Origin of the sequence: Nibricoccus aquaticus, assembly GCF_002310495.1 — a bacterium.
Taxonomy (GTDB): Bacteria; Verrucomicrobiota; Verrucomicrobiia; order Opitutales; family Opitutaceae; genus Nibricoccus; species Nibricoccus aquaticus.
Genome location: NZ_CP023344.1, coordinates 3382960 through 3407498, shown reverse-complemented (window position 1 = coordinate 3407498; position 24539 = coordinate 3382960). Strand labels below are relative to the sequence as shown.

Sequence of the window (24539 nt, the reverse complement as noted above, 5' to 3'; positions counted from 1 at the left end):
TCGGTCCGTGCGCGATTAGCGCACCCGCCATTTTTAAACGGAGGCCATTGGCCGCAGTACATCTCCAAAATTTCCCCGTTGGGGAAATTCATCAGTGGTTCTCAAACTCCGAGTCCGTTTCGAATCAGTTCCGCCCCCGCCCAATCACCGCTACCCGCCCTCCGCCCCATACTCCGCCAGCACGCCTTCATCTCGCTCGCCCGCCTTCGCGACCGCCAGCAACTCCCCCGCACGCGCGTGCCCGGCGATCCGATACACCGCCCACACCGCATGACCGCGCACCAGCGCCGACTCATGCCCCGCCAGCCGCACCAGTATCTCCACACACTCCTCCGCCCGCGTGTTGCCCGCCACCACACACGCATTCCGCAAAAGCCCCGCCAGCTTCACCCGCTTGATCGCCGTCTTCCGAAAAACCTCCGCAAACCGCACCGGCGTCAGTTCCAAGACTTCGCGCAACGACAAGTCCGCCAGCTCGTACCGCGCCGCCAGCAGCACCTTCCGGCTCTCCTGCGCGAACCGATTCCACGGGCACACCTCCGCGCACACATCGCACCCATAAATCCGTCGCCCGATCCCTGCGCGCAGCTCCCGCGGGATCGTCCCCTTGTTCTCTATCGTCTGATACGACACGCACCGCCGCGCATCGACCACTCCCGGCGCCACGATCGCCTCCGTCGGACACTCGTCCATGCACCGCGAACACTTTCCACACAACAGCCCCACACGCGGCTCACCACTTTCATGCGGCTGATGCTTCGCCGATAACGGCTCATCCGGCGCGATCTCCACCCGCGTCAAAATCGTCGCCAGAAAAAGCCAGTTCCCGAACTCCCGCGAAATCAGCATCGCGTTCTTCCCGATGAACCCAAGCCCTGCTCTCTCCGCCCACCCGCGTTCCTGCACCGGCCCCGTATCCACATAGTACCGATAATCCTCCGCCGTCGCTCCGCACAATTCCTCCAGCACCTTTCCCGCTGCTACGAGCGCCGGCTTGATCGTGTCGTGATAATCCGCGTGCAACGCATATCGCGCCCACACCGGCTTCCCCACTTCATCTCCGCCTCCGCTGCTCATCGCCTCGGCCCCCGGCCAGTAATTCACGCCGAGCATGATCATCGTCTTCACCCCTGGCAGCACCAGATCCGGATTCGTCCGCTTATCCGCCGTACGTCCCATCCAATCCATGTCGGCAAACTGCCCCGCTTCCATCCGCGCGCGCAGACCTGCTCCAAACGGCGCATCCATCCGCGCGAAACGCACCTCGTCAAAACCCAGCGCCCGCAGCCTGCGCCGCAGCTCCTCGCGCGCTTCGCTCATCGTGCCGCCTTGGCGGCCGCACGATCCGCCGCCGTCGCGAAATCCACCGCCTCGCGTTTCCAGATCCGAAACACATGCGCCACGATCTCCAGCAACGGACGCCCATCCGTCAGCACCAGCGTGCCCGAGTTTCGGTAAACATGTTCACGCGCGGCATACAGCGCGCGGATACGCTCCATCGGATCTTCCACGTTGAGCAGCGGCCGGTTCTTGCTCCCCTGCGTCCGCTTCAAAACCGTCTCCAGCGAAGCATGCAGGCACACCACCACCCCTTTGCTTTTCAGCAAATCCAACATCCCCGGCTGCACCACGAGGCCTCCACCGCACGCCACCACACACCGCGTCTGCGAATGTCCGCCTTCGATAAAAGCCCGCTCTCGCACTCGAAACGCCGGCTCACCTTGCTCCGCAAAAATCTCCGGGATCGTCTTCCCCGCCTGTCGCTCGATCTCGACATCGCTGTCGAGCAGTTGAAACCCGATCCGCTGCGCCAGCGCCCGGCCGACCGTGGTTTTACCGGTGCCCATGAAGCCCACCAGATAAAGATTAACGTCAGGCGCGTGCATGTGTGTCGCGGCACTATTGAAGCCATTCCCTTCATGCCAAACACGAAAACCCTCCGCCAATTCCCAGAGGTTCCGCACTTGCCGCCCCCGGCTCGCGCCGATGCAGTCTGCGCCCATGAAATTCAGCGTCACCCACCTGACCCGTTACCAATACGAGCAGGCCGTCGCCTTCTCGCCCCACGCGCTCTTCCTGCGCCCGCGCGAGACCCCGCTGCACCGCGTGACGCGCTTCACCTTCAACATCGCGCCGAGTTTCAAACTCACCCACACCCGCGATGCCTACGACAACACCCTCACCTGGCTCCACCTCTGGGACCGCGCCGACGCCCTCAGCATCCGCAGCGAATTCGAAATCGAGACCCTCGAAGTGAACCCCTTCGACTTCATCCTGCGTCTCGACGCCACCAAGTTCCCCTTCAACTACACTCCCGCTGAGCAGTTCGCGCTCACGCCCTACCTCGCCACTCCATTCGAGGGAAACCACCCCCTCCTGCGCAACTGGCTCGACGAACATTACGTAGAACGCCCCACCGAAACCATCTCCTTTCTCACAGGCCTCAACACCGTCCTCTACTGTCACCTCAACTACCAACGCCGCGACGATCCCGGCGTGCAGTCGCCGGTGAAAACGCTCGAACTCACCACCGGTAACTGCCGCGACTACGCCATGCTGCTGGTCGATATGTGCCGCGCCCTCGGCTTCGCCGCCCGCTTCGTCAGCGGCTACTTCCATACCTACCCGGAAGACAACCGCGTATCCGCCGGTGCGATGCACGCCTGGGCCGAGATCTATCTTCCCGGCGCCGGCTGGCGCGGCCTCGATCCCACTCACGGCATCTTCACCACCAGCGCCTACATCCCCATCGCCCACGCGCGCCACACCGAAGAGGTCAGCCCCATCCAAGGCTCCTTCTTCAGCACCGTCCCGGTTTCCTCACAGCTGACAACCCGCCTGCTGATCGAGCGGATCGAGTAGACCGCTCTACTTCAGCACTCGGATCACGCCAGCCCGCACGCCTTGCGCGCACGCGCGATCACACCGCTCGCCGTCGCCCGCGCACGCTCCGCGCCGTCCTTCAAGACCTGGTTCACGTAATCCAGATTGTTCGACAGCTCCGCACGACGCGCCCGCGCTTCGGCGAAATGATTCCAGTAATGCTCGAACAGCGCCTTCTTCAAATCGCCATAACCCATCCCGCCCGCGCGCAGACGATTCTCGAAGTCCGCCGACACCTCCGCCGGAGCCACAAGCTTGAGTAACTGGATCGCCAGATTCTTCTCCGCATCCGGCTTCGGCTCCGCCGGCGTACGGCTGTCCATCACAATGCCCATGATCTTCTTCTTCGTGGCCTTCTCATCGCCGAACAGATCGATCGTGTTGCCATAGCTCTTGCTCATCTTTTGCCCGTCGAGACCGGGCACCGTGGCAACTTCCTCACGGATCTCCGCCTCAGGCACGACCAGCGACGACTCTCCATAGCTCTGGTTAAACTTGATCGCGATATCACGCGTCATCTCCAAATGCTGCCGCTGGTCTTTCCCGACCGGCACGAGATTCGCATCGTAGAGCAAAATATCCGCCGCCATCAGCACCGGATAAGCGAAGAGTCCGAAATTCGGTGAAATGCCCTTCGCCGTCTTGTCCTTGTAACTGTGCGCGCGCTCCAAAAGCCCCATCGGCGTGAGCGTCCCGAGAATCCACATGAGTTCACAGACTTCCGGAATGTCGCTCTGCCGCCAGAAAACGCTCCGCTTCGGATCGAGTCCGCACGCGAGAAAATCGAGCGCCACATCGAGCGTGTTCTTCCGCCGCTGAGCCGCGTCCGTCAGCGACGTCATCGAGTGATAATCCGCGATGAAGTAATACGCCTCGCCACGCGCCTGCAGCTCGATCGCCGGTTTCATGGCGCCGAAATAGTTGCCGATATGAAGCGTGCCCGAAGGCTGGATTCCAGTGAGGATGCGCATGAATAAATCGGAAGTTGGCAATTTCGGCTGGATAGAGGCAAAGCCTGATTTAACGCGGCACAAAAACAGGTAGAACAACTCCACTCAGTTCGACGGCATCACTTTTCGCTACAACTTTTCCGTCTGATTGGTCTTCAAAGAAAAACACTAAGCTGTGTTCGCTAGCTGCCTTGATCTTCAAAATGTATCGGTGTCCCGCAGATAACTCAGCCTGTATCTTTCCTGATGCGGTAAATGGTTTCAGGAAGATCTTTCCCGACGAGCCCCCATACTCCACTTCGAATTCGTGACTGCCCGGTTCTAAAGGCCAGATTTTCAGAGTAACATCCAATGCGATATGTCTACGGCGTTGGCCATCTATCGAGCTTATCCAGATTTGATGCGGCACCCCTCCGTCCCCAGCGATTTTTGACCCGACCACTTCCGCTTTCAGCGGATTAACCTGCAACTTCAGATTGGGATTTTCCACCGAGTTAGACGCACATCCCGAAAGAAAACTTAGACTGATAACGATAATCCCAAAACGTAGGCACATAAAAATCCCTCAGTCCCGCCTCGGCATCGTCGTCACAGCCACACGCACGCGCGCAATCGTCTCCGCTGGCAGATACCCGGCAAACGCCACCGTCGGCATCACGAGCGCGCGCTTCCCCAAAATCGTTCCCGGCTGGAGCACCGCGTTGCAGCCCACCTCCGCCTTGTCGCCGAGTATCGCGCCAAACTTTCGCAGCCCCGTGTCCACCACGCCCTCTGGCAGCCGCACGCTGATCGCCTGCTGATCGAGCCGCAGGTTCGACAAAATCACTCCTGCCCCGAGATGCGCGCCATTCCCAAGCACCGAGTCGCCGACATAGCTGAAATGCGGCACCTGCACGCCATCCATCAGCAGGCAGTTCTTAAACTCGCAGGAATTCCCCAGCACACAGTTCGCACCCACGATCACGTTGCCGCGAATATAAGCGCCCGGCCTGATTTCCGTCCCCGCACCAATCCACGCCGGCCCGATGATCGTTGCATGAGGCGGCAGCTTCACCGACGGATCGATGACCACCGCGCCTTCGACATGCACGCCCGGCGGCAGCGCACGGCTCGTCGCGGAAAAACTGGCTGCCTTCAACGCCGCACCAATCTGCTTCAGCCACTCCCACGGCCCCACCTCAGCCGGAAAATGCGCAGCAAAAACCTGAAGCGACGCGGGCAACGCAAAGAGTTCAGAGGCTTTCATGGATCGGTTTCCAGAGTTCCTGAGTTCCAGATTAAATCAGCTCCGCACGAGCTTCCAGATTGCCACGCACTTCTCCACCAGCGCCGGCATCTCCGCGAGCGGCACCATATTCGGCCCGTCGCTGATCGCCTCGGCCGGATTCGGATGCGTTTCGATAAACAAACCATCTGCGCCCGCCGCCAGTGCCGCCTTCGCGAGCGGCGGCACGAACTGACGCTCACCCGCGCTCTTTCCACCACCGGCGCCCGGTAACTGCACCGCGTGCGTCGCATCGAAGACCGTCGGAAACCCGTTTGTCTTCATGATCGAGAACGAGCGCATATCCACGACGAGGTTCTGATAACCAAACGTCGTGCCGCGCTCCGTCTGCCACACTTCGGTCGCATGTCCGTCTTTGAGTTTCCCTGTGACGTGCACCATTTCCTGCGGTGAAAGAAACTGCCCTTTCTTCACGTTCACCACGCGGCCGGTCGCGGCCGCCGCGAGAAGCAAATCAGTCTGCCGGCAGAGAAACGCCGGGATCTGCAACACATCGCACACTTCGGCCACCGGCTTGATCTGCGACGTCTCGTGAATGTCCGTCACACACGGAAACCCGTAATCGCGCTTGATGAGCGCGTGGAGCTTCAGCCCTTCGTCGAGTCCTGTGCCGCGCGGCCCGGCGATCGACGTGCGGTTGGCCTTGTCAAAAGAGCCTTTGAAAATGATCCGGACATCCGGCTGCTCTTTTTGGATCTTCGTGAGTGTCTCCGCGACCGCGCGGCAGACCTTTTCATTCTCCAACGAACACGGACCGGCAATGAGCAGCAGTTTCTTGGGGTCGTAGATCATGCATCGAAAATCACGAAATCACCAAAGAACGGAAGCGCGGAAAATCAAAGGGCCGGATCGAAGTCCGGCCCAATTGGGAAATCACTTTTTCTTAGCCGGCTTCTTCGTCGGCTTGGCGGCTTTGCCACTTTTCTTTTTTCCGCCACGCGAAGCCTTGATCGAAGCGCCAATGAACGCCGCGAACAACGGATGCGGCGCGTTGGGCTTCGACTGGAACTCTGGGTGAAACTGCACCGCGAGGAACCACGGGTGATCCTTGATCTCGACGATCTCGACGAGATTGCGACGCGGGTTGATACCGCTGATCGTCATGCCCGCGCGCTGAAGCTGGCCGACGTACGCATTGTTCACTTCATAGCGATGGCGATGGCGCTCGCGAATGTTGTCCTTGCCGTACGCTTTCGCCGCGTGCGTACCAGGTGTGAGGGCGCACTCGTAACTGCCAAGGCGCATGGTCGCTCCCTTATCGATGATCTTCTTTTGTTCCTCCATCATGTTGATGACGGGATGCGGCGAATTGACGTCGAACTCAGTCGAGTTCGCACCCTCGAGTTTGAGCACGTTGCGCGCGTACTCGATGACGGCGATCTGGAGACCGAGGCAAAGCCCGTAGTAGGGAACTTTGTTCTCACGAGCGTAGCGCGCCGCGATGATTTTGCCCTCCGTGCCGCGATCACCGAAGCCGCCGGGAACGAGGATACCGTCGAGTCCCTTGAGTGCGGCCGTGCCGTTTTTCTTTTCCAGATCCTCGGCATCGATGCGGACGATCGTGACCTTCGCATTGTTCGCGATGCCCGCATGCGTGATCGATTCGTAGACAGATTTGTACGCGTCTTGGAGTTCGATGTACTTGCCGACGACGCCGATCTTCACTTCGTGCGCGGGGTTCTTCACGCGGCGCACGATTTCATCCCAGATGTTTTTATCGGGCGGCGGATTCTTCAGGCCGAAAAGTTCGACGACCAGTTCGTCCATACCCTCTTTTTTCAACGCAAGCGGCAATTCGTAGATCGAGCTGACGTCGCGGCACTCGATCACGCCTTTGACCGGGACGTTGCAGAACATCGAGAGCTTGTCGCGTAGGCTGTGGTCGAGTTCGTGGTCTTCACAACGGCACACCAGGATGTGAGGCTGGATGCCGATCTCGCGCAGCTTCGCGACCGACTGCTGCGTGGGCTTCGTCTTCAACTCGCCTGCCGCGTTGAGGAACGGCACGAGCGTGACGTGGATGAAAATCACATCGCGCGGACCGACCTCGAGGGCGAACTGACGCATGGCTTCGAGAAACGGGAGGCCTTCGATGTCGCCCGTCGTACCGCCGATTTCCGTGATGAGGATATCGACGTCTTTAGCCGCCTGATAAATGCGCTCCTTGATCTCGTTCGTGACGTGCGGGATCACCTGCACGGTTTTGCCGAGATAAGCGCCGCGGCGTTCCTTCTGAATCACGCTCTCGTACACCTGGCCCGAGGTAAGGTTGTTGAGGCGGGAAAGCTTTCCACTCGTGAAACGCTCGTAATGACCGAGGTCGAGATCGGTCTCCGCGCCGTCTTCGAGCACGTACACTTCGCCATGCTGGAACGGGCTCATCGTGCCCGGATCGACGTTCAGGTACGGATCGAATTTCTGGATGCGCACCGTGAGTCCGCGCAGCTCAAGAAGAGCGCCGAGCGCCGCCGCCGTGAGTCCCTTGCCGAGGGAAGAAACGACGCCACCGGTGACAAAAATATACTTCATCGCAGACGGATATGAACCCGCCCGCAACCCTGACAAGCCAAACGTAGCCGCGATGTGACACGAGTCGCCCGGGAGGTGAATTTCCCCGCTTGCTCCGACCGGCGGCGGACGCCCACCATCCGCGCCTTCATGCAATCCAAACCCCAAGTCCTCGCCTGGATCACCTGCGACGGCGTCCACGTCGATCCCGGTTCCGGCAAGCACACGTTGCTCGGCATTTTCTCCAACATCCGCGCCCGCCAGTTCCCAGTGGTCCACCCGCACATGATGTGGTTCCTGACCATCGCCGACGTCCCGACGGGCGAGCACAAGTTGCGCATTTCCATGGGCCTCGACGCCACCCGCCTCGCTCCTCTCATCGAGCGCCCGTTCAAGTCCGAAGGCCCCCTCCAGCGCATCAACCTCATCAACGAAATCCGCAACCTCAGCTTCGCCGCCCCCGGTGACTACTCGATCTTGATCGAGATCGACGAGGAACCGCTTCTCGCCACCAACATCACCGTCAGCGCCTGATTTTCTCTCTCCCAAACGTCTTCACATGACCCTGCCCATCCAGCCCTCTCCTGCCCCGCTCGATCTCATCGGCGTCGGTGCCCCCATCATGGATCTCGTTGTCGGTGTGCCCGACAGCTTTCTCGTCGAAGCCAAAGGCGAAAAGGGCGGCATGGTCATGGTCGATGCCGACGAGATGGCCCGCCTCGTGGCGAAACTCCCGCAGCCTCCCGCCATCACGCCCGGCGGTTCGGCAGCCAACACGACTTTCAACGCAACCCGTCTCGGTCTGAAGACCGCCTTCATCGGCAAACTCGGTAACGATGAACTCGCCCGCATGTACGAGGCGCGCTTCGCATCCACCGGCGTCGCAACAGATCGTTTCAAACGCGGCACGATCGCCAACGCGTGCTGCCTCATCCTGACGACGCCCGACACGCAGCGCACTATGCGCACCTACCTCGGCGCGGTGATGACACTCTCTCCCGACGAAATTTCCCCGGCAGATTTTGCCGCTGCACGCCACGTCCACATCGAAGGCTACGTCGTCTTCAATCAAGCGCTCGCGGAAAAAATCCTCACGTCGGCTCGCGCCGCCGGCTGCACCGTCGGCCTTTCGTTCGCCTCATTCGAGGTCGTCGGCGCGTCACGTGACTGGCTGCTCAATCAACTCAAGCTCGGTCTCGCGGTCAGCTTCGCCAACGAAGACGAAGCGAAAGCGCTTTTTCCCGATCTTCCCGCCAACACGCTCGAAGATTACGCCGCGCACGCGAAACGCCTCGCCAGCTTCGGCGGCACCGCCGCCATCACATTGGGCAAAGACGGCGCATGGATCGCCCGCGGCTCAGAATTGCACCGCGTCGCTCCCGTTGTCGTGACCGACGCCGTCGATTCCAACGGCGCGGGCGATGCGTGGGCCGCCGGCTTTTTGTCCGCGTGGTTGCGCGGTCAATCGCTCGAAGCGTGCGGCAAGGTCGCGTCGCTCGTCGGCGCGGAAACCGTCCGCCACATGGGCCCGATCATTCCCGACGGGAAGTGGAACGATGTCGCGGCCCGCGCGAAGTCGCTTTCAAAGTAAACGCAACCGAAGTGTAGCCGCGCCACTTAAGGCGCGGTGAAACCCTCGCCATAAATTCCGCGCCTGAAATGGCGCGGCTACGTGAGGAAATCATTCGCCACAAAAAAGGCCCGGCAGCGATGCCGGGCCTTTTGTTATCTGAAAAACGAGATCGCAGTTCTCAACCCGCTCACAGCGCCGCCGTGAGCCAGGCGATGACCGGCTTCTGGTAGAAACCGAAGAGCACGGAAGCCAGGGCGAGCACTGCCAGCAACGCGCCGATGCCAGCGCTGACCGGCGTGCGCTCAGGACGGGCGACCGTTTCAGCCGCAGTCGGGGAAGTCGCGAAGAACGCCGCTTTGATCCATCCGAAGTAATAATAGATCGAGATAACCACGCCGATGATCGCGATGCCCAGCAGCCAGGTGAGCCCGGCCTGAAACGCGGCGATGAAGACCAGCAGCTTTCCGATGAATCCAGCCAGCGGAGGAATGCCCGCGAGCGAGCCGAGACCGGCAGCGAGAATCGTCGCCAGGAACGGATGCGTCTTCACGAGATCGGTGTAGTGCTCCAGCTCTTGATCGGCGTCGTTCACGCCCGCGACATGCGTCATCACGCCGAACACGGCGAACGAGGCCAGCAGGTAGGTGACGAGGTAGAAATAGATAGCGGAAGTCGCCATCGGAACCGTGATCGAGGCGATCACACCGAGGAGCAGATAACCCGCGTGTGAAACACCGGAGAGACCGATGAGGCGCTTGACGTTGTGCTGAGTCAGCGCGGCGAGATTACCAAAGAGGATCGTCGCGGCGGCCATGATCGCGAGGAGCGGGATGACGATGCCTTTGTACGGGGCGAAGACGTAGACGAGCGTCATGAGGATCGCGAAACCGGCGGCCTTCGAGCCGACGGCCAAGAACGCAGTGACGGGCGTCGGCGCACCCTGATAAACATCGGGCACCCAGATCTGGAACGGGACTGCGCCGATCTTGAAGGCGACGCCGGAGAGCACGAGGACGACACCGAGTTGGGCGAGGAAGTTATCGGGATTCTGCGCGAGGAAGGCGGTGAGCTTTCCAAAGTTCATCGCGTCGGACGTGTGGCCCGGCAGGAGCGGATTACCGGCTGCGCCGTAGAGCAGCACGATGCCGAAGAGCAGGAGCGACGAGCTGAGCGCGCCCATGATCAGGTATTTCAGACCGGCTTCGAGCGAGAGCGGATTGGTGCGGACGTAGCTGACAAGGATGTAGAAACCGACGGTGACGGTCTCGAGCGCCACGAAGAGCATCACGAAGTGGTTGCTCTGCGCGAGGAGCATCATGGCGGCGGAGATCACCAGCACGATGTGGAAGAACTCGATCTTCGGCATCTTCTGCTTCGCGAGGGCGACCGTGCCGAGCGCGCTGACGAGCAGCGACGTGAGCAGGAAAAACATCCGCATGAACTGGCCGTGCGGCGAGTAGGCGAGCAGGCCGTTGAAGTTGGCCAACGCAGCCTCGGCTGGATCGAGAAACGGCGTGCGGTAATTGATGATCAACCCGACGAGCACGCCGAGCTGGCCGATGATCGCGACGCCCGGGATGAGGTCGTGTTTATTTTTTGGCAGCACGACTTCGAGCACCAGCAAGAGGAGCGCAAGACAGCCGAGCAGGAGCTCGGGCATGATCGCGATCCAGTTGTTGGACTCCGCGGCGGCTTTGAGAAATTCGGGATTCATCGCGGCGAAAAAGGATTACTTGCTGGCGACCGAGGCCTCGGCGGCCTGGACGGCGGCCGGATAGATCGACTGGAGCGTATTGTTGAGCGGCGTGGAGAGCGACTTCGGCCAGAAGCCGATGAAGAGCAGCGCAGCGAGGAGGAGAAGCGCGGGGATTTTTTCCGCCCAACGCAGATCGGTGACGGTGTTGGCTGCGGAGACGCGCGCGAACTCCTCGGAGGGTTGCCCAAAGAAAACTTTCGCGGCCGAGCGCAGGCCGTAAATCGCGGAGATCACGACGCCGGAAACTGCCGCGACGGTGAAGGCTGGCGAGAAATCCCAGACGGCGACGAAGATCGCGAGTTCGCCCCAGAAGTTGGCGAAGCCGGGGAGACCGATGCTTGCCATGGTGGCGGCGACGAAGAAGGCGGCGAGGACGGGAGCTTTTTGAGCGAGGCCGCCCATTTCGTTCATGTCGAAGGTGTGCGTGCGGTGATAGATGCTCGTCGAGAGCAGGAACAGGAGGGCAACCGACAGACCGTGCGCAACCATCAGGAGGACAACGCCGCCTGCACCGACGGTCGAAAACGCCGCGATGCCGAGAAACGCATAGCCCATGTGCATGACCGAGCTGTAACCGATCATCTGTTTCAAATCGCGCTGGGCGATGGCGACGAAACCGATGATGAGGATGTTGCCGAGGGCGAGCCAGGCCAGCGGGCAGGCCCAGTGGGCGGCGCCTTGTGGAAGGAGGGGCAGAGCAATCTGGATCAGGCCGTAGAGACCGAATTTTTTCAGCACGCCCGCGTGAAGCATGGCGGCGGAGCTCGGAGCAGCGCCGTAACCGAGCGGTGCCCACGTGTGCAGCGGCCAGAGAGAAACCAAAATACCGAAGCCGACCATGAGGAGGCCGAAGATATTATTTTGAGCGACGGCCGACAGACTCTGATGGCTCAGAATGGAACGGAGCGAAATGAGATCGAAGGTTCTTAGCTCCATGCCGCTCTTCACGTAGATCGCGATCAAACCGATCAGCGAGAGCATCGCGCCGACCGTGAGATAGATCGTCATCTTCATCGCGGCGTAGCTGCGGTCGCGTCCGCCCCAGATGCCGACCATGATGAAGGTCGGGATGAGCGCGAGTTCGTGGAAGAAGTAGAAATAGAAAATATCGATCGAGCAGAAGACGCCCATCAACCCCGCCTGCATGATGAGGAGCAGCATGAGGTAGATTTTCAGGCGCTCGGCACCCGACTGGATCGCGTAGAGACCGGCGGCCAGACCGACGATGCCCGCGAGAACGTAGAGCGGGAGGGCGATGCCGTTGAGGCCAAGCGTGAGGCGGATGCCGATGTCCGACAGGCCAGTGTCGTAGCGCGTGTAGAACGCGTAGCCTTCGTAAGCGGAGGCCGAGGCCGCCGAGTACTGGCACCACAAGTACAGCGCGATGGCGGCGGGGACGCCGAAACCGATGTACGCGAGTTTGACCGAGAACCGTTTGGGCAGCCCGAGCGCTATGGCGAGGGCGACGGCCAGCGGCGTCAGGATGGACAATAGGAGGAGATGATCGTTCATCACGAAGTCGCGTTAGAGAAAGAGGCCTGAGGCGAAACCCCACACCAGGACGGTGCCGAGGAGGAACCAGTAAACGTAAGCGTGGAGGCTGCCGACGTGGAGAGCGCGGGCACCCATGCCGAAGAGTCCGACGATGCCGGCGAGACCGCGGACGAGCAGGCCTGCGACGAAGATCTGTTCCAGGAAGTTCACGAAGAGCGCGAAGCGCTGCTGGATCTTCGCGACATAGTAATTGTAGAGATCGTCGGGGAAGCTCTTGAGGAGCGAGAGGCCGTTGAAAAGGCCCGGGCTCTTCATCGCGAGTGAGTCCACCGGCTGCGGCTTGTAGAAGAAGTAAGCGGAGAGCGAACCCAGGAGCATCACGCCGATGCTGGTCGCGAAGACGACGTTGTGAGCGTGGTGGTGATTATGGCCGTCGGGAACGTCGTTGAAGACGTTGCTGAAAACACCGTTGTCCAAAATGAACGAGTAACCGCCGACCACCGCGAGGATCGCGAGGACGAGAAGCGGGAGCGTCATCGTGAGGCCGCCTTCGTGCGCGTGATCGGCTTCGTCGCTGCGAGGTTTGCCGAGGAAGACGAGCTTCCACATGCGGACCATGTAGAACGAGGTCAGCACGGCGGTGAACGCGAGGAGGCCGAAAACCACGAAGTTCTTTTCGAAGGCGAGGAGGAGGATCGCGTCCTTGGAGAAGAAGCCGGAGAGCATTGGGAAGCCGATGATCGCGAGTACGCCGAGTGTGAAGGTCACAAAGGTGAACTTCATGCGCGAAGAGAGGCCGCCCATCTTGAAGATATTTTGTTCGTGGTGGCAGCCATGGATCACGGAGCCGGAGCCGAGGAACATGAGCGCCTTGAAAAAGGCGTGCGTCATCAGGTGGAACATGGCGATGCCTGCGCCGGCGCTGAGAAGGAAGGTATTCGTTTGGCCTTCGTGGGTTTGCGTCTCGGACAAACGGCCGAGACCGAAAGCCGCGACCATGTAACCGAGCTGCGAGAGCGTTGAGTATGCCAGGACTTTTTTGATGTCGCTCTGGGTGATCGCGCAGAGGGCGGCGTAAACAGCTGTGATCACACCAATCCACATGACGACATTGAGCGCGGCCGGAGCGGCGGCGAAAAGCGGCTCAAGGCGGCACAGCATGAAGATACCGGCAGCGACCATCGTGGCGGCGTGGATGAGTGCAGAGACAGGCGTCGGACCTTCCATCGCGTCCGGGAGCCAGACGTGGAGTGGGAGCTGGGCGGATTTACCGACCGCGCCGCAAAACAGGAGGAGCGGAATACCGGCGACGATGAACTCACCGGCTTTGAACTTCGCTTCAGCGAGGACGGAGAGTTCGCCGATGTTGACCGTGCCAAACGCGTAGTAGCACCAAACGATGCCGAGGATGAAACCGAAGTCGCCGACGCGGTTGGCGATGAAGGCTTTCTTCGAGGCATCGGCAGCGGACTGCTTGTCGCAAAAATGATTGATGAGCAGGTAGGAGCTGAAACCGACCAGCTCCCAAAAGATGAACATCATGAAAAGATTGTCGGCGAAAACGATGCCGAGCATCGAAAACATGAAGATCGAGAGTCCGCCGAAGTAGCGCGCCTTGGCACCGTCTTCGTGCATGTAGCCGAGCGAGAAGACGTGAACGCACAGGCCGACGATCGCGACGATGGCGAGCATGAGCGCGGAGAGGTCATCGAACTTGATGCCGAGCGAGATCGTGAGGCTGCCGATTTCCAGCCAGTTGGCGGAGGCGACGAAGCGTTCGTTGCTGAAGACGAGCTTGAGCGCGATGGCGGCCAGTCCGGCACACGCGGCAGTCGAAATGATCGACGCGAGCGTGCCCTGGCGGCGCAGGAAGAGCGCGATCAGCGCGGCGGAGCCGAGCGGCAGGAGCAGCACGAGCAGCGCCTGCATAACGGGTTGAGAGATCGGGAATGGCGTCACAGTGGTCGAAAAGTTTGGGCCAAAGGGCGGCGTTAGTTTTTGAGAGCGTTAAGCTCTTCAACTTGCACGGTCTGGCGGCGGCGGAAGAGTGCCACGATGATCGCGAGACCGACGGCGACTTCGGCGGCAGCCACCGTGAGGATGAAGAACACGAAGACGTTGCCATCGAGCGTGCCGTTGAAGCGCGAGAACGCGACGAGCGCCAAGGTCGAGGCGACGAGCATGAGCTCAAGGCACATGTAAATCACGAGGGTGTTCTTGCGCAGGAGCACGCCGAAGAAACCGATAGCGAAGAGCAGCGCGCTCAGGACGATGAAGTGATTCAGGCCGATGTTCATTTAACGTCCTCCAGTCCTTCGAATTTTTTGCTGAGTACGATCACGCCAAGCATCGAGATGAGCAGCAGGAAGCCGACGACCTGCACGGGCAGCAGATAAGTCGTGAAGAGCTGCGCGCCGTAGAATTTGAGATCGAGCAGGAGATTGGAGGCCTGACCGGCGGCTGGGAATTGGGTGAGCTCGGGGCGCTTGGCGAAGCTGTACACGCCCAGCAGGAGGAGCGCACCGGCGATGGTGCTGGCGAAGATGGTTACTTTTTTGAACGGCTTTCGTTCCCCACCCTGCATGTCGAGGAGCATGATAATGAAAAGGAACAGGGCGACGACGGCGCCGGCATAAACGAGCACGAGCAGGATCGCGAGGAGCTGGGCGTCGAGCTGGAGGAAAAGTCCCGCGACGCCGCACAGGCTGAAGAGGAATGCGAGCGCGGCGGCCACGGCGTTCTTGTTGAACACGACGGCGAGCGCAGAGCCGACCGTCAGGGCGGCGAAGATGTAGAAGTAGGTGTCGGACATTTACGTCGAAGGAAGAATTATGAATGAGGAATTATGAATGAAGGCGGCGAGCGCAGAGCCAGAGGTCTTAATTCTTCATTCCTAATTCTTAATTGGTCTTAGTGGGCGTTGCCGTGTTCTTCGGCGGACTTCTTTTTGTCCCACTTGAAGTGATTGTCAGGGAGCGTGCCGCCGATGGCGTAGAGCTTCTCCTTGTTGTTCACCATCTCGGCACGGGTGAAGCCGGTCATGGAATACTGATTCTGAAGCCAGATCGCTTCCTCGGGGCAGACTTCCTGGCAAAGGCCGCAGTAGATGCAGCGCAGCATATCGATCTCGAATTCCTGCGGGGCTTTTTCAACGTGCGCAGTGGGCGAGTCAGGAGCGATTTCGCCGGGCGTGATGCGGATGGCTTTGGGCGGACAGACGAATTCGCAGAGCTGGCAGGAGACGCATTTCTCGCGGCCGTTCGGGTCTTTCACGAGCGTGGGAACGCCGCGGTAACCGGTGGGAATCTCGGGGCGCTGCTCGGGGTACGAGAGCGTGACGTTGGGCGCGAGCATGCGCTTCCAGGTCGTCTTCAGGCCTGAGAGAATCGCCGGGATGTAGGTGCGCTCGACGAGCGTGAGGGATTTGCGTTCGACTTCGATGACGGCCATGGCGCGGAGCGGTTTACTTTTGAATGAAGGCGATCGCGATCATGTAGAAGATCAGGTTCGCGATGGAGAGCGGGAGAAGGATCTGCCAGCCCATCTTCATAACTTGATCGTAGCGGAAACGCGGGAGCGTCCAACGCACCCACATGAAGAAGAAGATGAAGAAAAGAACCTTCCCGAGGAAAATGCTGATCGAGAGGATGCCGACGAAGAGCGGATGCGTCGCGAATTCACCGAGGCCGGAGAGCCAGCCCACAACTGTTTCGAGAGGAATCCATGGAAGCGGATTCCAACCGCCCAGGAAGAGCAGCACGAAGATGCCGGAACCGACCGTCATGTGCGCGTACTCGGCAACGAAGAACAGCGACCACTTGAAGGAGCCGTACTCGGTGTGGAAACCGCCGACGAGATCGGACTCGGACTCGGGCATGTCGAACGGCTGGCGGTTGGTTTCGGCGAAGAGTGCGACGAGAAAGAGGAAGGCCGAAAGCGGCATCAGGAAGACGAACCAGGCGCCACCGAGGAAACCGGGAAGGCTTTGGAACTCCACGACCTTGGCGAGACTGAGCGTGCCGGGCTGGCCGGGAGCGTTGATCCAGAGGAAAACCGGAACCACCGACAGCGTCATCGAGAGTTCGTAAGAGATGAGCTGGGCCGAGGCGCGGACGCCTCCGAGAAACGGATACTTCGAGTTGGACGCCCAACCGGCGAGGATCAGCGAATAAACGCCGAGCGAAGAAACGGCGAAGACACCGAGCAGACCGATGTCGAGATTGGCGAGGATCAGCGGAACGATGCGGCCCGCTTCGTTGAAGTATGCACCGAACGGAACGAAGACGACCGTCGTGAACGCCGGGATAATCGCGATAATCGGGGCGAGGATGAAGTAGAACTTGTTAACGTTTCCGGGGACCGGATCCTCTTTGAAGAGGAGTTTGCCGCCGTCGGCCATGAGATGGAAAACGCCGAGCTTTTGGAGCATCGGGCCGATGACCGGGATGTAACCGAGCCCCCAAGGAAGCGCGCGATTCGGGCCGGGGCGGCCTTGAATCCAAGCAGAGACTTTGCGCTCGGCCAGCGAGCAGGCACCGGCGATCGGGAAGACCACGGCAATGACCGCGAGGCCTTTGGCGACGATTTGAACCCAGAGCGGAAGATTGAAGAAGAAGTCGAACATGGCGGCGCGTCAGGCTCAGGCGGTGGCTACAGCCGGTTTGGCGGCGGGCTTGAAGTGGAGCGTTTCGCCTTCGGTGAAGGTGACGTTGGCGAAGTCGGTCGCGTTCAACACGAGGCCGGTTTCGGCGAGGCTCGCGAAGGAGACGCCCGCGAGGATGCGGACTTCTTCGGAGAGCGATTTCCAGAGCGCGGCGAGGTCGGACGAAACGGCGGCGCCACCGACAGCGGCGAGGAGCTTGCTGAGGACGACGAGGTCGTTGGTCGTGCCGGCGAGCGCGGGAATCGCCTGCGAGAATTTCTGGAGGCGGAACTGCTGGTTGATGAATATGCCGCTTTTTTCGAAGACGGTCGTGGTCGGGAGGATCACGGCGGCGGCTTCGGTCGTGGCGCTGGCGTGTGTGCCGACGTAAACGATCTTCACCTTCGCGAGCTGCGCGGCGGTGAGACCGGCGGCGCTGAGGTCTTCGTTGATGACGAGGACGGTCTTCACTTTGCCGGAGTCGATCGCGGCGCCGAGGTCGGCGAGCTTCGTTTCGGGGAGCTTGTTGATGAGGCCGGTGACGAGCGCGCCGCGGACGTTGGGATTGCGATCCGAGGAAATGAGGAGCTTGTCGCCCTGCCCTGCCCGCGCGACGAGCGATGTCGTGGCTTTGAGCGCGTCCGCGATTTTCTTCGTGAGGAATTGTTCTTCAACCGAGCTGCGGCCGGAACCGACGACGGCGACGGAGCCGCCTTTCAGGATCTCGGCGGCGGCGGTGATTGCAGCTTCGAACGAAGCGACCTGACCGGAGGCTTTGACGGCGGTGAGGCGGGATTCGTCGCGGACTTGTTTGTAGAGAACGCGGGCGGAATCGGCGAGCCAGGTGTCGTTCACCTCGTCGTTACGACGCGGGGTGATGCGGTAGATGATGCCTTCGCGCGACCAGACGACGGTGTTGGCGCCGACGGAGGACTCGGTGTCGATGCTGTTGGTCTGCTTGAGGAACCAGACGCGCATCTTGAAGCGGAAGTCGGTGCTCGTGAGCGCGCCCACCGGGCAGATGTCCACGGTGTTGAGCGAGTAGTTGTTTTCCAACTTCTTGCCGGGATAGCAGGTCAGCGTCGAGTAGCTGCCGCGGTCGATGAAACCGAGAACGTCGTCCTTCGCGATTTCCTTCGAGAAACGGATGCAGCGGGAGCAGAGAATGCAGCGTTCGTCGTCGAGCGTGACGCGCGGCCCGAGCTGGGTGCGCTTCGGCTTAACGTTCTTCTGTTCGACGAAACGCGAGTAGCCGCGGCCGTAGCCGGTGGCCTGTTCCTGGAGTTTGCATTCACCGGCCTGGTCGCAGATCGGGCAGTCGAGCGGGTGATTGATGAGGAGGAACTCCATCACGCCTTCGCGGGCGTCCTTCACCATCGGCGACGTAGTCTTGACGTGGAGACCGGGCGAAACGTTGGTGCCGCAGCCGATTTGGGGGCGCGGTATCCAATTGATCTTTTGCTTGCCGGTGGCCGGGTCCATGATCGGCGCCTTGGTGGCGGGATCGACGGCGGGCATGCCCATTTCGATGAGACACATGCGGCAGTTGCCCACGATCGAGAGCTTCGGGTGGTAGCAATAATGCGGCACGTCGACGCTCAACATGCGGGCAGCTTCGATCACGTTCGTACCCTTCGGCACGGCGATCTCCTTGCCGTCGATGTTGACGGTGACGAGGTCGGGTTTGGGTGCTGGCGCGGGCTGGCTCATTGCGGAAAGTTTTTGAAAAACGCGTTAGACGAGTTCGAGAGCGTTGTCGGGCTTGGGTTGTTTCTTGGTGGCGGCGTAGCCATCGAATTCGTCTTTGAACTTCAGGTAGAAACTTTGCGTCGGCCACGAGCAGGCTTCGCCGAAGGCGCAGATCGTGCGGCCGGGGATCTGATCGGCCACGCTCTTGAGCAATGCGCCGTCTTGCGGACGGGCGTCGCCGTGGACCATGCGCGTGGTGATTTTCTTCATCCACAAAGAGCCTTCGCGGCACGGTGTGCACTGGCCGCAGCTTTCGTGGGAGTAGAACGCGTTAATGTTCGCGAGGGCTTCGACCATGTTGACGGTGTCGTCCATCACGATCACGCCGCCGGAGCCGCCCATCGAACCGATCATCGCGAGCGAATCGAAATCCATGGGCACGTCTTCGACGCCCCAATCGTAGTCGACCATGTCGGCGCCGACCTTGCGTTTGCCCTTATAGCGTTCGCCAAAGCGGAGAACTTTGGCGGAGGAGCCGCCGGGGATGACGGCCTTGAAATTGCGGCCGGGAAGCGGGCCACCGCAGACGTCGTTGAGGAGCTGGCCCATCGTGATAGTGCCGGCGGGAAACTCGTAATAACCGGGGCGCTGCACGTGGCCGGAGACGCAGAAGATGCGGGTGCCGGTGTTGCCGGGCGTGCCGATCTTGGCGTACTCGGCGCCCCCGTGTTCAGCGATGAACTTCACGTGACAGAGCGTCTCGACGTTGTTCACGATCGTCGGGCACTGATAGAGACCGAGGACGGCCGGGAAATACGGGGGCTTGATGCGCGGGTTGGCGCGTTTGCCTTCGAGCGATTCGATCAGGCCGGTTTCTTCGCCGCAGATGTACGCACCAGCGCCGCGGTGAACGAAGATTTCGCAGCTGTAACCTGTACCCAGAATGTTGGGACCGACGAAATTCTTCGCGCGGGCTTCCGCGATGGCCTTCTCCAAAATGCGTGCACCGTGCGGCATTTCGCCACGGATGTAGATGTAGGCCTGCTTCACGTTGTTCGCGAAACAGGAGATCATCGTGCCCTCGATCAGCTGGTGCGGATCCTGGTGCATGATGTAGCGGTCCTTAAAGGTGCCGGGCTCGGATTCGTCGGCGTTGACGATGAGATAGATCGGCTTGCCGCTCTTACGATCGACGAGACCCCACTTCACGCCGCAGGGAAAGCCAGCACCACCACGACCGCGCAGGCCGGACTTTTTAACTTCCTCGATGATCTCCTCGGGCTTGCGAGTGACCGCCTTCTTCAAGACCTCGTAGCCACCGTTGCGGATGTAGCAGTCGATGTCGTTGGTGTAGCCGGGCTCGTCAATGTGCTGAAAGATAATGCGGCGTTGTTCGGGAGCGGGCATGGCGCGGGAGAAAAGGGTTAGCGGGCGACGGGCGCGTTTTTCGCGGCTTCGGCTTTGATCTTGGCGGCGATTTCGCGGGCTTTGGCGCTGTCCACTTTTTCGTGGAGGTCGTCGTCGATGAGGACGACGGGAGCGGTGCCGCAGCTAGCGAGACACTCGACGAACTCGACGGTGACTTCGCCGTCGGCGGAGGTTTCACCGAGCTCGACGCCGAACTGTTCCTTGAAGGTCTCGCAGGTTTTGTAGCCACCCGAGAGCGCGCAGGAGAGCGTGCGGCAAACCTTGATGTGGCGGCGGCCGATCGGCTTGCGGCGGAACATCGGGTAGAACGTGACGACTTCATACACGTTGATCGGCTGGAGCTCGAGCTTCGCGGCGATCCACTCGATGGTCTCGTCGGAGATGAACCCGACGTCTTCCTGGATGAGGTGCAGCAGCGGGAGCGTGGCGCTCCGCTTCACGGGGTAATGGGTGATCACCTCGTCAATGCGCTGGAGAGTTTCTGGCTTAAGATTCATCGCGCGGAAAAGTTTTTAGCGGTCGCACTCGCCCATGACGAAGTCGAGGGAGCCGAGGATCGAAACGACGTCCGACACCATCTGGCCGGTGCAGACTTTGGGAAGGATCGAGAGATTACAGAACGAGGGGCTGCGGATCTTGAGGCGCCACGGAACGCCGCCGCCTTTGCTCACGACGTAGAAGCCGAGCGCGCCCTTCGGATTTTCCGCTTCGAAGTAAACTTCGCCAGCGGGCATCTGCGGACCTTCGGTCACGATCATGAAATTGTTGATCAACTCCTCCATCGAGGTGAGGACCTTTTCCTTCTTCGGAGCGAAGATGCGGACGGCTTCCTTCGCGTAGTAATCGCCCTCGGGGAATTTCGCGATGGCCTGGCGGATGATGCGGACGGACTGGCGCATTTCTTCGCCGCGCACGAGGTAGCGGTCGTAGCAGTCGCCGTGTTTGCCGATGGCGACATCGAAATCGTACTGCTCGTAGCCGGAGTACGGTTTGTCTTTGCGCAAATCGAGCGGGACGCCGGAGCCGCGGAGATTCGGCCCGGTAAGGCCGAAGCTGATGGCGTCTTCCTTCGAAATGACGCCGATGCCGACGGTGCGATCCATGAAGATCTTGTTACGCGTGAGCAGGCCGAGGATTTCCTCGAGGATCGGCTCGAATTGATCGCAGAACGCGATGACTTTTTCGTTCCAGCCTGCGGGCACGTCGCGCGACACGCCGCCGATGCGGGTGTAGCTCGTGGTGAAGCGCGCACCGGTCAGTTCTTCGAAGAGCTTGTAGAGTTTTTCGCGCTCGGTGAACGAGTACATGAACACCGACCACGCGCCGGTATCGATGCCGAATGCGCCGAGGCCGAGGAGGTGCGACGAGATGCGCGCCATCTCGCAGCAGATCACGCGGATCGCCTGGCAGCGGGCGGGGACTTCGAGTTTCGCGAGACGCTCAACGGCGATCGCGTACGCGACGTTGTTAGCGAGCGGGGCGAGGTAATCCAACCGGTCCGTGTACGGCACGAACTGGTTGTAGGTCATGTTCTCGGCGATTTTTTCGTCGCCGCGGTGAAGGTATCCGAGAACCGGATCGCACTTCGTGAGGACTTCGCCATCGAGCTCCATCTGCAGGCGCAAAACGCCGTGCGTGGATGGGTGGGACGGGCCCATCGAGAGCGACATTTTTTCGGTCTCGAACTCCTGGGCGGCAGCGGCCGTCTTTGCGGCGCTGTCTGGAAAAGAATACTCGGTGGCCATCTGATTAAATTTTTAGGCGGTGACGCGGGCTCACTCGGATTTGGGACGGTTTTCGGTCCAGCTCTCGTCTTTAGCGCGAGGCTCGGCGTCGGTGAGATTCATCTCGCCGGGCGAAGCAACGAACGGACCACCCGCCATGGGAGCGGCGATAACTTTCGCGCCAGTTTCTTCCGCGACTTCAAGGTCGGGAAGTGCGGTCTCGATACCGGCCAGCGGGAATTCTTTGCGCAGTGGGTGATACGGATAACCGTCCCACATCAAAATGCGGCGGAGGTCCGGATGATCGGTGAACTTAATGCCGAGGAGATCCCACGTCTCGCGCTCGTGCCAGTCCGCCCCACCCCACAGCGACGTTACCGTCGGTGCGGTCGGCTCGGTATCGCTCAAGCAATCGGCAGCAACGCGGAGATAGCCATGAGCAGTCGTGGACAACAAATGCCAGACAACCGTAAAGCGCGGTGTCGTGCCTTCCGCCCAATCGATCGCGGTGACGTCCACCAGCATATCGTAGCCGAATTCATCGCGCAGCGTTTTCAGTACCGCGACGGCATCGCCGACCGGGATGTTAAACGCAGGATGATCCAAGGACGCGCGTGGCGTGATCTTTTCCGGAAATTTGGCCTGAAGGGCGGCAATAACGTCGGCGGGCGCGGTCATCGTAAATGGGAGGGCCGTGATATAAAACGCGTGGTGGTTTCAGTGAACCGCTCAGCCTGCGAGAGCCTTGAGTGAGCGTTCGTTTTTAACTTTGCCCTGAAGTTTCATGAGCGCATCGAGCAGCGCTTCGGGACGTGGAGGGCATCCGCTGACGTATACGTCGACCGGGATGATTTTATCCACACCTTGGAGCGTTGCGTAGCTGCGGTACATGCCGCCAGAACTGGCGCAGGCACCCATGGCAATCACCCACTTTGGCGACGCCATCTGATCATAGATGCGGCGAACGTGCGGGGCCATTTTGTAGGTAACGGTGCCAGCGACGATCATGCAGTCCGACTGGCGAGGGGAGAAACGCATCACTTCAGCGCCAAAGCGCGCGATGTCGAAACGGCTGGCGGCAACGGCCATGAGTTCGATACCGCAACACGCGAGCCCCATGGGCATAGGCCACATGGAGTTCGAGCGAATCCAGTTAATAGCCGCATCCAAATTCGTGGGCACGATAGCGCCCTCGATGTTGCGATCATAAGCCAGTTCGTTGTTAGCGGAAACCATGATTGTTTACGGGTGCGTTGGCTTCGGTCAGTGAAAGCCAAAAGACGGCGCACCGTAGCAACGACCCTAGGTCGTGCAAGGCGCTTTTCGGGAAAAGCGCTTTCACAACCTGCGCTTTTGCACAGCGGTAGCGCGCGCAATAAGGCCTTCAGGCCGGTCGCTTGACTCGACACACCTGGCGCGCTTTCTCACGTCACCTTCAAACTTTGGCGCGAATAACTGTCGGCAGATTTCAGGCACCATCCACGCCACTCCCCGCCCAGCTCATCCAAGCTCAACCGACCATGACCGGCAAACGTCTCCTTTTCTGCGCGCTCGCTGTATTCGCATTATCCCTCCGTCTGCCCGCCGCTCCCCAAACGACCACAGTCTGGCGCAACGAAATCGGCCAGGAGGTTCACGGCGAATTAAGCGGAGTGTACGGCCCATACGCACTGATCGCCTCGAAGACCCAGAGTTCTTTCATGCCGCTCGTCTGGCTCGACACTCCTTCGCTTGATCGCGTCGCCAATTTTCTCGCCCAACAGCCTCAACAGGCCCCGCTCTGGAAAGACTCATCCAGCGACGTCTCTCGGGCGCTGCGTAAACGCCTGCAAATCCTCCAAGGCGAAAAACTTGCCCCATTCGACTACGCCCAACGCCCTGAACCGGAATTTTATCTGGTGTATTTCTCTGCTCACTGGTGCGGACCATGCCGGCGATTCACACCCAAACTACGGGAAACGTATCAACGTTTACGCGCCCACCCAGCCGTGTCGGATCGCTTTGAACTGATCTTCATCTCAAGCGACGAAAACGTCCACGAGCAGCGCCACTACGCCCAGGAAGCCTCCATGCCCTGGCCCATGGTCGGGTTCAACAGCCTCGGTTCCGTCGGCATCCTCGAACACCTAAAAGGCAACGGCATCCCATGCCTCGTCGTCGTGAACCGCAAGGGACACATTCTTTTTCACAGCTATCAAGGAGCCGAATACCTCGGGCCGGAAGATCCTTTGGACAAATTCATCGCCCTCATGGACCAGAGCGCCCCCACCCACCCCGAAACCAAGCTCGCGCGCCACCGCCTCGCCATCCGTCAGTACGTTCTAGCAGGCGCGACCACCAATCTTCCGCCCAAGCCTTACCTCATCGACTTCGACCTCTCGCGCTACGCGGACCTCCCGGTTAAAAACTTCATGCTGCGCGCGACCATCGATGAACAAGGAACTGTCACCGACGCACGCACCGACCCCGCACTTCCCGCAGTGAGCGAAGCCATGCTCGTGAACGACGCGAAGTCCTGGCGCTTCCTGCCGGCCATCGAAAATGGCGTACCCACCGTTAAAAGCGTCGCCATCCCCTTCACTCTATAAGCTGGCTCAGGTCTGCGCA

24 protein-coding genes are annotated in these 24539 nt (G+C 60.4%); 4 read left to right on the top strand and 20 right to left on the bottom strand.

Going from position 1 to position 24539, the window contains the following annotated elements:
- Positions 1-150 precede the first annotated feature (150 nt).
- Positions 151-1320, bottom strand: coding sequence for a tRNA epoxyqueuosine(34) reductase QueG (queG, locus tag CMV30_RS13610; protein WP_096056550.1), 1170 nt, complete (start codon positions 1318-1320; stop codon positions 151-153).
- Positions 1317-1886 carry a shikimate kinase gene (locus CMV30_RS13605; RefSeq protein ID WP_096056549.1) on the bottom strand — a complete coding sequence of 190 codons (570 nt, stop codon included), beginning with the start codon at positions 1884-1886 and terminating at the stop codon, positions 1317-1319. Before CMV30_RS13605 ends, queG begins: the two co-directional genes overlap by 4 nt.
- A 115-nt stretch (positions 1887-2001) precedes the next feature.
- Here CMV30_RS13605 and CMV30_RS13600 point away from each other — a divergent pair, with 115 nt between their 5' ends.
- Entirely contained in the window at positions 2002-2862 is an 861-nt protein-coding gene (locus CMV30_RS13600; protein WP_175414879.1) for a transglutaminase family protein, read from the top strand.
- Positions 2863-2885: 23 nt separating this feature from the next.
- Here the strand turns inward: CMV30_RS13600 and trpS are convergent, their stop codons facing one another.
- From trpS to CMV30_RS13580, 5 genes are all read right to left on the bottom strand, one after another.
- Complete coding sequence (gene trpS / locus CMV30_RS13595; RefSeq protein WP_096057762.1) at positions 2886-3854, bottom strand: tryptophan--tRNA ligase; 969 nt, start codon at positions 3852-3854, stop codon at positions 2886-2888.
- A gap of 49 nt (positions 3855-3903) precedes the next feature.
- A complete protein-coding gene (locus CMV30_RS19525) occupies positions 3904-4323 on the bottom strand; it encodes a hypothetical protein (RefSeq protein ID WP_138223298.1) in 420 nt (139 codons plus the stop codon).
- Positions 4324-4398: 75 nt separating this feature from the next.
- Complete coding sequence (locus CMV30_RS13590) at positions 4399-5079, bottom strand: acyltransferase (protein ID WP_096056547.1); 681 nt, start codon at positions 5077-5079, stop codon at positions 4399-4401.
- A 36-nt stretch (positions 5080-5115) separates the two neighbouring features.
- Complete coding sequence (gene kdsA / locus CMV30_RS13585; RefSeq protein WP_096056546.1) at positions 5116-5910, bottom strand: 3-deoxy-8-phosphooctulonate synthase; 795 nt, start codon at positions 5908-5910, stop codon at positions 5116-5118.
- Between the two features lie 81 nt (positions 5911-5991).
- Positions 5992-7647, bottom strand: coding sequence for a CTP synthase (locus CMV30_RS13580; RefSeq protein ID WP_096056545.1), 1656 nt, complete (start codon positions 7645-7647; stop codon positions 5992-5994).
- Positions 7648-7776: 129 nt separating this feature from the next.
- On the opposite strand from CMV30_RS13580, the gene CMV30_RS13575 reads away from it, so the two are divergent.
- Positions 7777-8160, top strand: a complete 384-nt coding sequence (locus tag CMV30_RS13575; RefSeq protein WP_096057761.1) for a DUF6941 family protein — start codon at positions 7777-7779, stop codon at positions 8158-8160.
- A gap of 25 nt (positions 8161-8185) precedes the next feature.
- Complete coding sequence (locus CMV30_RS13570; protein WP_096056544.1) at positions 8186-9217, top strand: adenosine kinase; 1032 nt, start codon at positions 8186-8188, stop codon at positions 9215-9217.
- Between the two features lie 169 nt (positions 9218-9386).
- Here the strand turns inward: CMV30_RS13570 and CMV30_RS13565 are convergent, their stop codons facing one another.
- The 13 genes from CMV30_RS13565 to nuoB all read right to left on the bottom strand — a co-directional run bounded on the left by CMV30_RS13565 (position 9387) and on the right by nuoB (position 23168).
- Complete coding sequence (locus CMV30_RS13565) at positions 9387-10913, bottom strand: NADH-quinone oxidoreductase subunit N (RefSeq protein WP_096056543.1); 1527 nt, start codon at positions 10911-10913, stop codon at positions 9387-9389.
- 15 nt (positions 10914-10928) lie between these two features.
- Complete coding sequence (locus CMV30_RS13560) at positions 10929-12467, bottom strand: complex I subunit 4 family protein (RefSeq protein WP_096056542.1); 1539 nt, start codon at positions 12465-12467, stop codon at positions 10929-10931.
- A 12-nt stretch (positions 12468-12479) separates the two neighbouring features.
- Complete coding sequence (gene nuoL / locus CMV30_RS13555; RefSeq protein WP_245844194.1) at positions 12480-14408, bottom strand: NADH-quinone oxidoreductase subunit L; 1929 nt, start codon at positions 14406-14408, stop codon at positions 12480-12482.
- Positions 14409-14440: 32 nt separating this feature from the next.
- Positions 14441-14746, bottom strand: coding sequence for an NADH-quinone oxidoreductase subunit NuoK (gene nuoK, locus CMV30_RS13550; protein ID WP_096056540.1), 306 nt, complete (start codon positions 14744-14746; stop codon positions 14441-14443).
- On the bottom strand, positions 14743-15261 hold the full coding sequence (locus CMV30_RS13545; protein WP_096056539.1) for an NADH-quinone oxidoreductase subunit J family protein: 519 nt from the start codon (positions 15259-15261) through the stop codon (positions 14743-14745). Before CMV30_RS13545 ends, nuoK begins: the two co-directional genes overlap by 4 nt.
- 98 nt (positions 15262-15359) lie before the next feature.
- Positions 15360-15899 carry a NuoI/complex I 23 kDa subunit family protein gene (locus tag CMV30_RS13540; protein ID WP_096056538.1) on the bottom strand — a complete coding sequence of 180 codons (540 nt, stop codon included), beginning with the start codon at positions 15897-15899 and terminating at the stop codon, positions 15360-15362.
- A 13-nt stretch (positions 15900-15912) separates the two neighbouring features.
- Positions 15913-17073 (bottom strand): complex I subunit 1/NuoH family protein, encoded by a 1161-nt coding sequence (locus CMV30_RS13535; RefSeq protein ID WP_096056537.1) that lies wholly within the window; start codon positions 17071-17073, stop codon positions 15913-15915.
- A gap of 15 nt (positions 17074-17088) precedes the next feature.
- Positions 17089-18801, bottom strand: a complete 1713-nt coding sequence (locus tag CMV30_RS13530; protein WP_096056536.1) for an NADH-quinone oxidoreductase subunit G — start codon at positions 18799-18801, stop codon at positions 17089-17091.
- 24 nt (positions 18802-18825) lie between these two features.
- Complete coding sequence (gene nuoF, locus CMV30_RS13525) at positions 18826-20187, bottom strand: NADH-quinone oxidoreductase subunit NuoF (protein ID WP_096056535.1); 1362 nt, start codon at positions 20185-20187, stop codon at positions 18826-18828.
- 17 nt (positions 20188-20204) lie between these two features.
- On the bottom strand, positions 20205-20705 hold the full coding sequence (locus CMV30_RS13520; RefSeq protein WP_096056534.1) for an NADH-quinone oxidoreductase subunit NuoE family protein: 501 nt from the start codon (positions 20703-20705) through the stop codon (positions 20205-20207).
- 15 nt (positions 20706-20720) lie between these two features.
- Positions 20721-21953, bottom strand: coding sequence for an NADH dehydrogenase (quinone) subunit D (gene nuoD, locus CMV30_RS13515; RefSeq protein ID WP_096056533.1), 1233 nt, complete (start codon positions 21951-21953; stop codon positions 20721-20723).
- Positions 21954-21983: 30 nt separating this feature from the next.
- Entirely contained in the window at positions 21984-22610 is a 627-nt protein-coding gene (locus CMV30_RS13510) for an NADH-quinone oxidoreductase subunit C (protein ID WP_096056532.1), read from the bottom strand.
- A 51-nt stretch (positions 22611-22661) separates the two neighbouring features.
- A complete protein-coding gene (nuoB, locus tag CMV30_RS13505; RefSeq protein WP_096056531.1) occupies positions 22662-23168 on the bottom strand; it encodes an NADH-quinone oxidoreductase subunit NuoB in 507 nt (168 codons plus the stop codon).
- 284 nt (positions 23169-23452) lie between these two features.
- Between nuoB and CMV30_RS13500 the strand changes: the two genes are divergently transcribed.
- The gene (locus CMV30_RS13500) at positions 23453-24520 is read left to right on the top strand and encodes a thioredoxin-like domain-containing protein (RefSeq protein ID WP_096056530.1); all 1068 of its coding nucleotides are present in this window, start codon (positions 23453-23455) and stop codon (positions 24518-24520) included.
- Positions 24521-24539 lie beyond the last annotated feature (19 nt).